Raw genomic sequence first — 16,036 nt, forward strand, 5'->3', positions numbered from 1 at the left:
TGGGTGCGGCAGGTGCGGGAGCCGGTCCGGTTCGCCGGTGCCGTGGAGTGGCTGGCGGGCCAGGGGGTTACGGGGTTCGTGGAGGTGGGCCCGCACCCGCTGCTCGTAAGCAACGGATTGATGCGGCGTGGTGGTGATTCTCCGGAGCAGGTGCTGGCGGGGCTGGGCCGGTTGTGGGCGGACGGCGCCGCCCATTGGATGCCACCCACCACGACGGCGGCCAGGGCGGACGCGCGGGTGCCCTCGTATGCCTTCCAGCACCAGCACTACTGGCTCCAGCCCACCACCCCGGCGCCGGCCGGTGACGGCCGGATCGACCACCCGCTGCTGCGGGACGCCATGGAACTCCCCGACGACAACGGCGTGGTGCTGACCGGACAACTCGCCACCGCCGCGCAGCCGTGGCTCACCGAACACGTCATCTCGGGCTCGCCCCTGCTGCCCGCCGCGGCGTTCGTGGACCTGGCCCTCCGGGCCGGGGAACACGTCGGGTGCCCGGCGGTCGAGGATCTGACGCTGGAGACACCGCTGGTGGTCGCGGACGGCGTGCAGGTGTCCGTGACCGTCGGCCCCGACCGCGCGGGCCGGCACAGCGTCTCGATCCACTCGCGGGCAGACGGCGAGTGGGTACGGCACGCCACCGGAACCCTGGGCGCCGTACCCGTCGTACCACGGGAGTCCTGGGCACGGCAGTGGCCGCCGCACGCCGAAGCCGTCGGCCTCGACGCCTTCTACGACGACCTGGCCGACGCCGGATTCGCCTACGGCACCGCCTTCCAAGGTCTGCGCGCGGTCTGGCGCGACGGCGACACCCTCTACGCGGAGGTGGCCGTACCCTCCGGCGACCCCCGGTTCGCCCTGCACCCCGCCCTGCTCGACGCCGCGATCCAGACCGTGACCATCGCCGACGACCGGGCGAAGATGCCGTTCTCCTTCGCCGGGATCTCCTGGTGGCGCGGCGCCGAGCACGCCAGGGTCCGGCTGACCGTGACCGGCCAGGACACCTGCGCGATCGGCCTCGCCGACCAGTCGGGCGCGCCGGTCGCCGAGATCGCCTCGCTGACCCTGCGCCCGCCGGCCGGGGCCACCACGCAGGACGTGCCGTACCAGGTGGCGTGGCCGGTCCTGGAAGCGGCGACCACCGAACCGGACATCCCGGTCCACCACGCCACCTCGCCCGTCGAGACCCTGCGGGTGATCCAGGACTTCCTCATCACGGACACCCCGCGCATGGTGGTCGCCACGCGCAACGCCGTGCCGGTCCGGCCGGGCGAGGACGTCGACCCGCAGGCCGCCGCCGTCTGGGGCCTGGTCCGGTCGGCCGCCACCGAGCACCCCGGCCGGTTCGTGCTGGTCGACGGCGACGACGGCGGCGAGGTCCGGCTGGCCGGTGACGAACCCCAGCTCGCGCTCCGCGTCGGTGCCGTGCACGTCCCCCGCCTCGAACGGGCGCGGACCGCACCGCAGCCCTCGCCGCTCGGCCCCGAGGGCACGGTGCTCGTCACCGGCGGCACCGGCACCCTGGGCGGCACGATCGCCCGCCACCTCGCCGTACGGCACGGCGTGCGGCACCTGCTGCTGGTCAGCCGCAGCGGCCCGGACGCCCCCGGCGCGGCCGCGCTGACCGCCGACCTGGCCGCGCTGGGCGCGACCGCCGCCATCGTGGCGTGCGACGTGTCCGACCGCGAGGCGGTGGCGCGGCTGCTCGCCGCACACCCGGTCACCTCGGTGATCCACGCCGCGGGCACGCTGGCCGACACCGTCGTGGAGTCCCTCACCCCGGAGCAGTTCGCGCGCGTGTGGGAGCCGAAGGCCCTCGCGGCGCGGCACCTGCACGAACTGACCTCGGACCTTGAGGCGTTCGTGCTGTTCTCGTCGGCGGCCGGTGTGCTGGGCGGCGCGGGCCAGGCGAACTACGCGGCGGCGAACGCCTACCTCGACGGCCTCGCCGCGCACCGGCACGCCCAGGGACAGCCGGCCGTGTCACTCGCCTGGGGTTACTGGGCGGAGGCCAGCGGCATGACCGGAGGTCTGACCGCCACCGACCGGCACCGCCTGGCCAGGGCCGGCGTACGGCCGCTGCCGACGACGGACGCGCTGGCCCTGTTCGACGCCGCGCTGACCGCGGGCACCCCCACCCTCGCCCCCGTCAGGTTCGACCTGCCGGCGCTGCGCCGCGCCGGTGACCCGCCCGCCCTGCTGCGGGAGCTGGTACGGCCCCGGCGCAGGCAGGCCGCCGACCGCGGGTGGACGCAGGCCGACGTGCTGCAACTCGTCCTGGGCCAGGTCGCGTTGGTCCTGGGCCACGCGTCACCGGAGGCGGTCGACCCCGACCAGGCGTTCACCGACATCGGGTTCGACTCGCTCACCGCCGTGGAACTGCGCAACCAGCTCGACGCGGACACCGGCCTGCGCCTGCCCGCCACGCTCGTCTTCGACCACCCGACACCGGCCCGCCTCGCCGCCTTCGTGCACACACGGCTGCACGGCACCGCCCCCGACCCCCTGCTCGCCGAACTCGACCAGCTCAAGTCCACCCTGGACGCGGCGGCCGCCGACGCCGACTACGAGACCGTCGCGGCCCGCCTCGAAGCGCTTCTCGCGGCCTGGACCGCCAAACGCACCGGCTCCGTGGCCGGAGTCGACGAGGCCAGCGACGACGAACTGTTCAGCCTGCTGGACGATGCGCACCGCAGGACCCAGGTCATCCGCTCGGGCGAGTCCCGCAACGCTGAGGAGTAGCCATGTCCGACGAAGAGAAGCTCCGCACCTACCTCAAGCGCGCCACGGCCGACCTGGGAGTGCTCAGCAAGCGCCTCGCCGACATGGAGGAGGCCGCGCGCGAGCCGATCGCGATCATCGGCATGGGCTGCCGCTACCCGGGCGGCGTGGAGTCCCCTGACGGCCTGTGGCGGCTCGTCTCGGACGGTGCCGACGCGATCACCGCATTCCCGCCGGACCGTGGCTGGGACGTCGTCTACGACCCCGACCCGGACCGGCCGGGCACGACCTACAGCCGGTCGGGTGGCTTCCTCGCCGACGGCGCCGGCTTCGACGCCGGGTTCTTCGGGATCTCGCCGCGCGAGGCACTGGCGATGGATCCGCAGCAGCGGGTGCTGCTGGAGACCGCCTGGGAGACCTTCGAGAACGCCGGTATCGACCCGACCACGCTCGGCGGCAGCCGCACAGCCGTGTTCACCGGCCTGTGGTCCTCCGGCTACGGCAACCAGCCGCCGCCGGACCTCGAAGGTTTTCTCGCCACCGGAACGGCCACCAGTGCCACGTCCGGGCGGGTGTCCTACCTGCTGGGGCTGGAGGGTGCGGCGGTGTCGGTGGACACGGCGTGCTCGTCGTCGCTGGTGGCGATCCACCTGGCGGCGCAGGCGCTGCGGGCCGGGGAGTGCTCGCTGGCCCTGGCGGGCGGTGTGACGGTGATGGCGACACCGGCGGGGTTCGTCGAGTTCTCGCGGCAGCGGGGGCTTGCGGCCGACGGTCGTATCAAGGCGTTCGCCGAAGCGGCTGACGGTACGGCCTGGGGTGAGGGCGCCGGCTTGCTGCTGCTGGAACGCCTGTCCGACGCCCGCCGCAACGGCCACCGGGTGCTGGCGGTGGTGCGGGGCTCGGCGGTGAACCAGGACGGCGCGTCGAACGGCCTCGCGGCGCCGAACGGTCCGTCCCAGGAACGTGTCGTCCGACAGGCGCTGGCGAACGCCGGGCTGGAGCCGTCCGAGGTGGACGCGGTGGAGGCGCACGGCACCGGGACGACGCTCGGCGATCCCATCGAGGCCCAGGCGCTGCTGGCGACCTACGGCCGGGACCGGGACGAGCCGTTGTGGCTGGGGTCGGTGAAGTCGAACATCGGGCACACGCAGGCGGCGGCCGGTGTGGCGGGTGTGATCAAGATGGTCATGGCGATGCGGCACGGGCAACTGCCGCGCACCCTCCATGTGGACGCGCCGACCTCCCATGTCGACTGGTCGGCGGGCCGTGTCTCACTGCTCACCGAGGCCCGGTCGTGGCCGGAGACGGGGCGTCCCCGCCGTGCCGCCGTGTCGGCGTTCGGCATCAGCGGCACCAACGCGCACGTGGTGATCGAGGCGGCCGCCGAAGAGCCGGTCCGGGTTTCCCCGGGGTCCGCGGGCGGGGTGGTGCCGTGGGTGTTGTCGGGGAAGTCGGATGCGGCGTTGCGGGAGCAGGCGCGCCGGCTGGGGGCGTTCCTGGCCGGGCATCCGGAAGCCGGCGCGGTCGCGGTGGGCCGGGCGTTGGCGGGGCGGTCGCGTTTCGAGCACCGCGCGGTGCTGAGCGGTGCGGAGGCGCTGGAGGCACTCGCGGAGGGCCGGTCGGCGCCGGGCCTGGTCACCGGGACCGTCCGCCCGCTGGGCCGGTCGGTGTTCGTGTTTCCGGGGCAGGGTGCGCAGTGGGCCGGTATGGGTGGGGAGTTGTACGGCTCGGAGCCGGTGTTCCGGGAGGCGGTCGACGCCTGTGACGCGGTGCTGGCGCCGTACACCGACTGGTCGTTGGTGGAGGCGCTGACCGGCGGTGCCCCGCTGGAGCGCGTGGATGTGGTGCAGCCGGCCCTGTTCGCGGTGATGATCGCGCTGGCCGAACTCTGGCGCGCTCACGGTGTGGAACCTGATGCGGTCGTCGGGCATTCGCAGGGGGAGATCGCGGCTGCTTGTGTGGCGGGGGCGTTGTCGTTGGAGGACGCCGCCAAGGTGGTCGCGTTGCGGAGCAGAGCGCTGGCGGTGCTGGCCGGCCAGGGCGGGATGGTGTCGGTCGGTCTCGGGCATGAGCAGGCCGCCGAGTTCGCGGCCCGCTGGGCCGGCCGGCTGACCGTGGCGGTGGTCAACTCGGCGGACAGCGTGGTGGTTTCCGGTGATCTGGACGCGCTGGACGAACTGCTGGCGGCCTGCGAGGCCGACGGCATCCGCGCCCGCCGCCTGCCGGTGAACTACGCCGCCCACTCCGCCCAAGTGGAGTCCATACGCGCGCAGTTGCTCACCGACCTCGCCGGCATCACGCCCCACCCGGCGACGGTCCCGTTCTACTCCACGGTCACCGGCGAGGAGATCGACACCTCTACCCTCGACGCCGCTTACTGGTACCGCAACCTCCGCGAACCCGTGCTGTTCGACGAGACCACCCGGCTGCTGCTCGACCACGGCCACACCGTCTTCGTCGAGGTCAGTCCGCACCCGGTCCTGGTCTCCGCCGTCGAGGAGACCGGTCACCACCACGGCTCCGACCTCCTCGTCACCGGCACGCTCCGGCGCGACCAGGACGACTTCCTCACCTCGCTCGGCCGTCTGCACGTCCACGGTGTCCCGGTCGACTGGCGGTACCCGGACGGCACCGAGCCCGTCAGCCTGCCGACGTACGCCTTCCAGCGCCGGCCGTACTGGCTGCGGCCCGTCCCGGCGGCGTCGGGCGACCACCCCCTGCTCGGCACGTTCGTGGAACTGCCCGACGGCGCGGTGCTCAGCGGACGGATCTCGCTCGCCACCCACCCGTGGCTGGCCGACCACGCCGTGCGGGGCTCCGTCCTCCTGCCCGGCACCGCGTTCACGGAAATGGCGGCCTACGCGGCCGGCCGGCTCGGCCACGCGGTCGAGGAGCTGGTGCTCGAAACGCCGCTCGTCCTCGACGACACCCCGGTGCACCTCCAGGTCGTCGTGGGCCCCGAGGACGACGGCCGCCGTCCGCTCACGGTGTACTCGCGTGACGGCGACGAGTGGGTGCGGCACGCCACCGGGACCCTGGGCGAGGAGCCGGTGCTGAGCGCCTGGGACTGGCCGCCGGCCGGTGAGGCCCTCGACGTCGACGGGCTCTACGACTCGCTGTCCGTGCTCGGCTACGCCTACGGGCCGGCGTTCCAGGGCGTCACGACGGCCCGGCGCGTCGGCGACACCGTCTACGCCGAGGTGGAGCTTCCCGCCGAGGAACCGTTCGTCCTGCACCCCGCGCTGCTCGACGCCGCACTGCACCCCATGGCGTTCCTCACCGACCGCGCCGGCCTGCCGTTCGCGTTCACCGGAGTGGCGATACGGCCCACGGGCCACCGGACGCTGCGCGTACGCCTGGCCGCCACCGGGCCGGACACGTACACCGTGGCCGTGGCCGATCCGGACGGCACCCCCGTCGCGGTCATCACCTCGCTGACCGTCCGGGACGCCACCGCCGTCCCGGACAGCCTGTACGCACTCGACTGGGTCCCCCTCGAACCGGCGGCATCCACGGGCGGCGACCCCGCGGACCTGGTCGTCTACGAGGTGCCCGGACCGGAGCCCGAGGCGGACACCGTCGAGGCGGCGTACGCGAGCGCGCGGAACGTACTCGCCGTGATCCGGGACCACTTGGCGGGCGGGCGGACCCGGCTGGCGGTCGTCACCCGCGACGCCGTCGCCGCCGCACCCGGTGACGTGGTCGGCCTCCACCACTCGATGGTCTGGGGCCTGGTCCGCGGCGCGCGGGCCGAACACCCCGACCGGTTCGTCCTGGTCGACGCCGACCCGACCTGGGACCCCGCGCTGATCGCCGGCACGGACGAGCCCGAACTGGCCGTACGCCAAGGGATGCTGCGCGTCCCCCGCCTGGTCCGCGTCGGCGCGAGCCTCACCCCGCCGGACGGGACCTGGCGGCTGGAGGACACGGGCACCGGCAGCATCGACGACCTGGCACTGGTGCCCCGCCCGGAACTCATGGAGCCGCTGGGGCCCGGGCAGGTCCGGATCGCCATGCGGGCGGCCGGACTCAACTTCCGGGACGTGCTGATCGCCCTCGGCGTCTACCCCGGCGAGGCCCTGATGGGCGGCGAAGGCGCGGGCGTCGTCCTCGAAACCGGCCCCGACACCCGGTTCCGGCCCGGCGACCGCGTCATGGGCCTGGTCCCCGGCGCCTTCGGCCCGGTCACCGTCGCCGACCAGCGGCTGCTGGTCCGGATGCCCGACGACTGGTCGTTCGCCAGGGCCGCGTCCGTGCCCGTGGTGTTCCTGACCGCCTGGTACGGCCTGCGCGACCTGGGCGGGCTGACGGCCGGTGACCGGGTCCTGATCCACGCCGGCACCGGCGGCGTCGGCATGGCGGCGATCCAACTGGCCCGGCGGCTCGGGGCGGAGGTGTTCGCCACCGCCGGCCCGGCCAAGTGGCACACCCTGCGCGCCCTGGGACTGGACGAGGACCACATCGCCTCGTCGCGCACCCTGGAGTTCGAGCAGAAGTTCCCGTCCATGGACGTGGTCCTGGACTCGCTGTCCGGCGAGTTCGTCGACGCCTCCCTGCGGCTGCTCCGGCCCGGCGGCCGGTTCGTGGAGATGGGCAAGACCGACATCCGCGACGCCGCCGACCATCCCGGCATCGTCTACCGGGCGTTCGACATCGCCGACGCGGGGCCGGAACGGCTCGGCGAGATCCTGGAAGCCGTCGTACGGGCCTTCACCGACGGAGAGTTCGCACCGCTGCCGATCGACGTACGCCAGGTCCTGGACGCGGTCGACGTGTTCCGGTTCATGAGCCGGGCCGCCCACATCGGGAAGATCGTCCTTACTGTTCCCGTGGATCTCGATGCGGCCGGTACGGTGCTGATCACCGGTGGTACGGGGGTGCTGGGTGGCCAGGTGGCACGGCATCTGGTGGCCGAGCGGGGTGTGCGGCATCTGGTGCTGGTCAGCCGCAGTGGTGGCGGGGCCGCGCTGCGCGAGGAGCTGGCCGGGCTGGGCGCGGAGGTGACCGTGGCCGCCTGCGACGTGGCCGACCGGGACGCGCTGGCGGCCGTACTGGACGCGATACCGGCCGCACACCCGCTGACCGCGGTCGTCCACGCGGCCGGCGTGCTCGACGACGCCGTGGTCACCGCCCTGACCCCCGAACGCCTCCGGCAGGTCGCCGACCCCAAGGCACGGGCGGCCTGGCACCTGCACGAACTCACCCGGGGACGGGACCTGACGGCGTTCGTCCTCTTCTCCTCGGCGGCCGGGACGCTCGGCAGCCCCGGACAGGCCAACTACGCCGCGGCCAACACCTTCCTCGACGCCCTCGCCGTGCACCGGCGTGCCCTCGGACTGCCGGCGACCTCGCTGGCCTGGGGCTACTGGGCCGAGCCGAGCGGCATGACCGGACACCTCACCGGTACCGACCAGGACCGGCTGACGCGAGCCGGGGTCGTACCGCTGGCCACCGACCACGCCCTGGCGCTGTTCGACGCGGCCCTGGCCACGGACCGGGCCGCACTGGCTCCGGTACGCCTCGACCTGTCCGTGCTCGCGGGCGCCCCGGCGGTCCCGGCGGCCCTCAAGGGCCTCGTCTCCCGCACGGCGGCCCGGCGCCCGGCGCGCCATGACGCGATCGCCGACCGCCTGCGGTCCCTGCCGGAGGCCGAACGGCTGCGAGCCGCACTCGACCTGGTCACCGCCACCACCGCCGCCGTGCTCGGGCACCGCGAACCGGGGGCCGTACAGGACCGGCAGCCGTTCAAGGACCTCGGCTTCGATTCCCTGACCTCCGTCGAACTGCGCAACCGGCTCAACACCGCCACCGGCCTGCGCCTGCCCGCCACCGTCACCTTCGACCACCCCACCCCGCGGCAACTCGCCGAACACCTGCTGAGCGAGATCCTCGGCGGGGCTGAGGTGTCGGTGGTGTCGTCGGTGCCGGTGGCCGGCGGGGCTGATCCGGTGGTGATCGTGGGTATGGGGTGCCGGTTGCCGGGTGGGGTGGGGTCGCCGGAGGAGTTGTGGGGTGTGGTGTCGGGCGGGGTGGATGCGATCGGGGAGTTTCCGTCTGATCGTGGGTGGGATGTCGAGGGGTTGTTCCATCCGGATGCGGATCATCCGGGGACGTCGTATACGCGGGCGGGTGGGTTTCTGGCGGATGCGGCGGGGTTCGATGCGGATTTCTTCGGGATTTCGCCGCGTGAGGCGTTGGCGATGGATCCGCAGCAGCGGGTCCTGTTGGAGACCGCGTGGGAGACGTTGGAGGACGCGGGGATCGATCCGACGTCGTTGCGGGGCAGCCAGACGGGGGTGTTCACCGGCATCTGGTCCTCCGGCTACGGCGACCGCGCACCCGCCGGCGCCGAGGGCTATCTCGGTACGGGTGCCGCGACCAGCGTGACCTCCGGCCGGATCGCCTACCTGCTGGGACTGGAGGGCGCGGCGGTCTCGCTCGACACCGCCTGCTCGTCCTCGCTGGTGGCGATCCACCTGGCCGCGCAGGCTCTCCGCTCGGGGGAGTGCTCGCTGGCCCTGGCCGGCGGGGTGACCGTGATGGCGACCCCGCTGGGCTTCACGGAGTTCTCGCGCCAGCGCGGCCTGGCCCCCGACGGCAGGGTGAAGGCGTTCGCCGAGGCGGCTGACGGTACGGCCTGGGCCGAGGGCGCGGGTCTGGTGCTGCTGGAGCGGTTGTCGGATGCCCGTCGCAACGGTCACCGGGTGCTGGCGGTCGTGCGGGGTACGGCGGTGAACCAGGACGGCACCTCCAACGGCCTCGGGGCGCCGAACGGCCCGTCGCAGGAGCGGGTGATCCGCCAGGCGCTGGCGAACGCCGGACTGTCGACGGCGGACGTGGACGCGGTGGAGGCGCACGGTACGGGCACCACGCTCGGTGACCCTATTGAGGCGCAGGCGTTGTTGGCGACGTATGGCCGGGACCGGGTGGAGCCGTTGTGGCTGGGGTCGGTGAAGTCGAACATCGGGCACACGCAGGCGGCGGCCGGTGTGGCGGGTGTGATCAAGATGGTGATGGCGATGCGGCACGGTGAGCTGCCGCCGACGCTGCATGTCGACGCGCCGACCTCGCACGTCGACTGGGATTCCGGCAACATCCGGCTGCTCACCGAGGCCCGGCCCTGGCCTGACAACGGCCACCTGCGTCGCGCGGGCATCTCGGCGTTCGGCATCAGCGGTACGAACGCGCATGTGGTGATCGAGGCGGCTGCCGAGGAGTCGGCCGGGGTTTCGGCCGGGCCTGCGGGCGGAGTGGTGCCGTGGGTGCTGTCGGCCAGGTCGGAGGCGGCGTTGCGGGAACAGGCGCGCCGGCTGGGCGCTTTCACCGCCGTACATCCCGAGGTGAGCCCGGCGGCGGTCGGCGGTGCCCTGGCCGCGCGCACCGTGTTCGAGCACCGCGCGGTGCTGAGCGGTGCGGAGGCGTTGGAGGCACTCGCGGAGGGCCGGTCGGTGCCGGGGCTGGTCACCGGGACCGTCCGTCCGCTGGGCCGGTCGGTGTTCGTGTTCCCGGGGCAGGGTGCGCAGTGGGCCGGTATGGGTGGGGAGTTGTATGCCTCGGAGCGGGTGTTCCGGGAGGCGATCGACGCCTGTGACGCGGCGCTGGCGCCGTACACCGACTGGTCGTTGGTGGAGGCGCTGACCGGCGGCGCTCCGCTGGGGCGCGTGGATGTGGTGCAGCCGGCCCTGTTCGCGGTGATGATCGCGCTTGCCGAGCTGTGGCGTGCTCACGGTGTGGAACCTGATGCGGTCGTCGGGCATTCGCAGGGCGAGATCGCGGCGGCGTACGTGGCGGGCGCGTTGTCCCTGGACGACGCCGCGAAGGTGGTCGCGCTGCGCAGCAAGGCCCTGGTCACTCTGGCGGATCAGGGCGGGATGGTGTCGGTCGGTCTCGGGCCCGAGCAGGCCGCCGAGTTCGCGGCCCGCTGGGGCGACCGGCTGACGGTGGCGGTGGTCAACGCCCCGGGTTCGGTCGTCGTGTCGGGCGACTTGGATGCGCTGGACGAGCTGCTGGCGGTCTGCGAGACCGACGGCATCCGCGCCCGCCGTCTGCCGGTGAACTACGCCGCCCACTCCGCCCAAGTGGAGGCCATCCGCGACCAGTTGCTCACCGACCTGGCCGGCATCACACCCCGCCCGGCGACGATCCCCTTCTACTCCACGGTGACCGGCGAGGAGATCGACACCTCTGCCCTCGACGCCGATTACTGGTACCGCAACCTCCGCGAACCCGTGCTGTTCGACCAGACCACCCGTGCGCTGCTCGCCTCGGGCGGCGACCCCGTCTTCGTCGAGATCAGCCCGCACCCGGTGCTCACGCCCGCGCTGGAGGAGCACCAGGCGGGTGTGGTGACCGGGACACTGCGCCGCGACCACGGCACCCCGGCCGAATTCCTGGCCGCCGCGGCGCGGCTGTTCGTCGCGGGTGTGCCGGTGCGGTGGCCGTTCCCTGAAGGGAAGCCGGTGGCGCTGCCCGCCTACCCCTTCCAGCGGACGCGGTTCTGGCTCGCCGGAGGCACGGCAGACGTGTCCGCGGCCGGGCTCGACTCGGTGGACCACCCGCTGCTCGGCGCCGCTGTCGAGGTGGGCGAGCAGCGGGTCCTGACGGGCCGGCTCTCCCTGGCCACCCACCCCTGGCTCGCGGACCACTCGGTACGGGGGACGGTGCTGCTGCCCGCGACGGCGTTCGTGGAACTGGTGGTGCACGCGGCCGGGACTGCGGTGGAGGAACTGGTCCTGGAGGCCCCGCTGGTGCTGCCCGCGGACGGTGCGGTGGACGTGCAGGTCGTCGTGGGCGAGCCGGACGAGACCGGCCGCCGCACGGTCGACGTCCGGTCCCGCACGGACGGTTGGGTCCGGCACGCCACCGGCACGGTGAGCGGGAGACCCGTGGCCGGGCAGGAGCTGACGCAATGGCCGCCGGCCGGCGCGGAACCGGTCACCGGGCTGTACGACACGCTCGCCGCGGTGGGCTACGAGTACGGGCCGGCCTTCCAGGCCGTGCAGGCGGTGTGGCGCCGCGGCGACGAGGTGTTCGCCGAGGTCACCGTGGCGGACGCTGCCCGGTTCTCCGTCCACCCGGCCCTGCTGGACGCCGCCCTGCAACCGCTGGCGCTGCTGGCCGGCACGGAAGGCGAGGTGCGGCTGCCGTTCTCGCTGGGCGGGATCGCGGTCCACCGCACCGGTGTGACCTCCGCGCGCGTGCGGCTGACGGCGGTGCGCCCCGGCACGTACGCCGTCCACCTGGCGGACCGGTCCGGCGAACCCGTGGCGACGATCGAGGCGCTGACCACCCGTCCGATGGCGGAACGCGGCCCGCTGTACGCCCTCGACTGGATCCCGCTGACCCCCGGCGAAGGCACGCTCGGCGACGCCGTCGTCTCGCCCGGCTCGGTCGCCGAGGCACTGGCGGCCGTCCAGGACTTCCTGGCCGGGCCCGGCGAACGGCTCGTGGTGCGCACACGGGGCGCGGTGGCCGTCGTTCCCGGTGACGCGGTGAGCGATCCGGAAGCCTCGGCCGTATGGGGCCTGGTCCGGTCCGCGCAGTCCGAGCACCCCGGCCGGTTCGTGCTCGTGGACGCCGACGAGCTGCCCGACGGCCTGTCGGTCGGCGACGAGGACCAGGTGGCGGTGCGCCGGGGGGCCGTCTACGTGCCCCGGCTCGTGCGCTGCGCACCGGAGGAGTTCGACGGACGGCTGACGCAGACGGGCACGGGCAGCCTGGACGACCTCGCCTTCCTGCCGTACGAGCAGGCTCCGCTCGGGCCCCGGGAGGTGCGCGTCGCCGTGCGGGCGGCCGGCCTGAACTTCCGCGATGTGCTGATCGCCCTCGGCGTCTACCCGGACCCGGCGCTGCTCGGCAGCGAGGGCGCGGGCGTCGTCACCGAGGCCGGCGCCGAGGTCACCGGGCTGCGGCCGGGTGACCGGGTCGCCGGGCTGCTGCCCGGCGCGTTCGGCCGGACGGCCGTCGCCGACCACAGAGTGCTGGTGCGCATCCCCGACGAGTGGACGTTCACCCAGGCCGCCACCGTGCCGATCGCGTTCATGACCGCGTGGTACGGCCTGCGCGACCTGGGCGGGCTGAATTCCGGAGACCGCGTGCTGATCCATGCCGGGGCCGGTGGTGTCGGCATGGCGGCGGTCCAGCTCGCGCGGCTCTGGGGCGCGGACGTCCACGCGACCGCCGGCCCGGGCAAGTGGGACGCGCTGCGCGCCCTGGGGCTGGACGAGGACCACATCGCCTCGTCCCGGACCCTGGAGTTCGCCGACCGGTTCGGACCCTTCGACGTGGTGCTGAACTCGCTGTCCGGCGAGTTCCTGGACGCCTCCCTGCGGCTGCTCGCGCCCGGCGGACGGTTCGTGGAGATGGGCAAGGCCGACATCCGGCCCGGCGTGCTGGCCTTCGACCTGGCCGACGCGGGACCGGAACGGCTGGGGGAGATCCTGGCCGAGGCCGTCCGGCTGCTCGGCGCGGGCGAGCTGCGTCTGCCGCCGCTCACCACCTGGGACGTCCGCCGCGCGCGGGACGCCTTCCGGTTCATGAGCCGGGCCGCCCACATCGGGAAGATCGTCCTTACTGTTCCTGCGGATCTCGATACGGCCGGTACGGTGCTGATCACCGGTGGTACGGGGGTGCTGGGTGGCCAGGTGGCCCGGCATCTGGTGGCCGAGCGGGGTGTGCGGCATCTGGTGCTGGTCAGCCGCAGTGGTGGCGGGGCCGCGCTGCGCGAGGAGCTGGCCGGGCTGGGCGCTGAGGTGACCGTGGCCGCCTGCGACGTGGCCGACCGGGACGCGCTGGCGGCCGTACTGGACGCGATCCCGGCCGCACACCCGCTGACCGCGGTCGTGCACGCGGCCGGCGTGCTCGACGACGGCCTGGTCGAGTCCCTGACCCCCGAACGCCTCGCCGCGGTCTGGGAGCCCAAGGCACGGGCGGCCTGGCACCTGCACGAACTCACCCGGGGACGGGACCTGACGGCGTTCGTCCTCTTCTCCTCGGCGGCCGGGACGCTCGGCAGCCCCGGACAGGCCAACTACGCGGCGGCGAACGCCTACCTCGACGGCCTGGCCGCGTACCGGCGTGCCCAGGGCCTGCCCGGGGTGTCGCTGGCCTGGGGCCGGTGGGCCGAGACCGGCGGGCTGACCGGGCAGATGTCCGAGGCCGACAGTGAACGCCTCGCCCGCGCGGGCCTGCTGCCGATGACGACCGAGCACGGACTCGGGCTGTTCGACGGGGGCCTGGACACCGCGGAACCGGCGGTGGTCGCGGCCGCACTCAAGGTGTCCGCACTGGGCGACCGGCCGATGCTGCGCGCGCTGGCCCGCGCCCGCAAACCGGTGCGGACCACCGGACTGGCGGGCGAGCTGGGATCGCTCCCCGAGGCCCGGCAGCGCGAGATCCTGCTCGACCTGGTCGGCACCCACGCCGCCGCCGTGCTGGGCCGCAGCGACGAGATCGGCGGCGACCTGGCCTTCAAGGACCTGGGCTTCGACTCGCTGACCGGCGTGGAGCTGCGCAACCGGCTGTCCACGGCGGTCGGCACCCGGCTGCCGGCGACGATGGTCTTCGACCACCCGACCCCGGCCCGGCTGGCCGCATACCTGCGCGAGGTGGTCCTCGGCGAGGAGCGCCGGACGGTCGCGCCCGTGCCGGTTCCGGTGTCGGGTGATCCGGTGGTGGTGGTGGGGCTGGGGGCCCGGTATCCGGGTGGGGTGGGGTCGGCGCAGGAGCTGTGGGGGGTGGTGGCGGGCGGGGTCGATGCGGTGGGGGAGTTCCCGTCGGATCGTGGGTGGGACGTGGGCCGTCTCTACGACCCGGCCGGCGGTCCGGGAACGTCGTACACGCGGTCGGGTGGGTTTCTGGCGGACGCGGGTGGCTTCGATGCCGCGTTCTTCGGGATCTCGCCGCGTGAGGCGTTGGCGATGGATCCGCAGCAGCGGGTGCTGCTGGAGACGGTGTGGGAGACGTTCGAGGACGCGGGGATCGATCCGATGTCGTTGCGGGGCAGCCAGACGGGCGTCTTCACCGGCATCTGGGCATCCGGCTACGCGGGCGGAGTGGACCAGATCTCACGCGACGCGGACGGCTATGTGGCCACCGGCACGGCGACGAGTGTGACCTCCGGGCGGGTGTCGTATCTGCTGGGGCTGGAGGGCCCGGCGGTGTCGGTGGACACGGCGTGCTCGTCGTCGCTGGTGGCGATCCATCTGGCCGCGCAGGCACTGCGCTCGGGGGAGTGCTCGCTGGCCCTGGCGGGCGGCGTGACGGTCATGGCGACACCCGCCGCCTTCATCGACTTCTCCCGCCAGCGGGGACTGGCGGCCGATGGCCGGGTGAAGGCGTTCGCCGAGGCTGCTGATGGCACGGCCTGGGGTGAGGGCGCCGGCTTGGTGCTGCTGGAGCGGTTGTCGGATGCCCGTCGCAATGGTCACCGGGTGCTGGCGGTGGTGCGGGGTTCGGCGGTGAACCAGGACGGGGCGTCCAATGGGCTGACCGCGCCGAATGGTCCGTCGCAGGAGCGGGTGATCCGTCAGGCGTTGACGAATGCCGGGCTGGAGCCGTCCGAGGTGGACGCGGTGGAGGCGCACGGTACGGGCACCACGCTCGGTGACCCTATTGAGGCGCAGGCGTTGTTGGCGACGTATGGCCGGGACCGGGTGGAGCCGTTGTGGCTGGGGTCGGTGAAGTCGAACATCGGGCACACCCAGGCGGCGGCCGGCGTGGCGGGTGTGATCAAGATGGTGATGGCGATGCGGCACGGTGAGCTGCCGCCGACGCTGCATGTCGACGCGCCGACCTCCCACGTCGACTGGTCGGCGGGCCAGGTCTCACTGCTCACCGAGACCCGGCCGTGGCCGGAGACGGGGCGTCCCCGCCGTGCCGGCATCTCGGCCTTCGGCATCAGCGGCACCAACGCGCACGTCATCCTGGAGGCACCGGCCGACGACACGTCGCCCGAGTCCCCGGCCACTCCCACGCCCGCCCCTGCGGCCGCGGTGCCGTGGCTGCTGTCGGCCAAGTCCGAGCAGGCGCTCCTGGCCCAGGCCCGCAGGCTACAGGTGTACGCGGCCACCGCCCCCAACGCGGACGGAATCGGCGCCGCGCTCGCCACGCGGACCCGGTTCGCCCACCGGGCCCTGGTGACCGGACCGGAGGCACTGGCGGCCCTGGTGCGCGGGGAGGCGCATCCCGGACTGGTGACCGGCGAGGCCCGCGACTCGGGTAAGTCGGCGTTTGTGTTTTCCGGTCAGGGTGGTCAGTGGGTGGGGATGGGCCGGGGTTTGTATCGGGTGTTTCCGGTGTTTGCCCGGGTGCTGGA

Annotated in this window: 1 protein-coding gene and 2 pseudogenes; all 3 read left to right on the plus strand. The window is 73.7% G+C overall.

Annotation, left to right across the window (positions count from 1 at the left end; all coding sequences use genetic code 11):
- Positions 1 to 198: 198 nt before the first annotated feature.
- Positions 199 to 1,062, plus strand: a pseudogene (locus ACH4OA_RS34395) (polyketide synthase dehydratase domain-containing protein); the annotation flags it as partial.
- 165 nt (positions 1,063 to 1,227) lie between these two features.
- Positions 1,228 to 2,470 (plus strand): annotated as a pseudogene (locus ACH4OA_RS34400) (type I polyketide synthase); the annotation flags it as partial.
- Between the two features lie 274 nt (positions 2,471 to 2,744).
- Positions 2,745 to 16,036 (plus strand): SDR family NAD(P)-dependent oxidoreductase (locus ACH4OA_RS34405; protein WP_397973416.1); only part of this gene is annotated, 13,292 nt, incomplete at its 3' end.

It is taken from the genome of Streptomyces sp. NPDC017095 (assembly GCF_044332325.1).
In the GTDB taxonomy this organism is placed as follows: Bacteria; Actinomycetota; Actinomycetes; order Streptomycetales; family Streptomycetaceae; genus Streptomyces.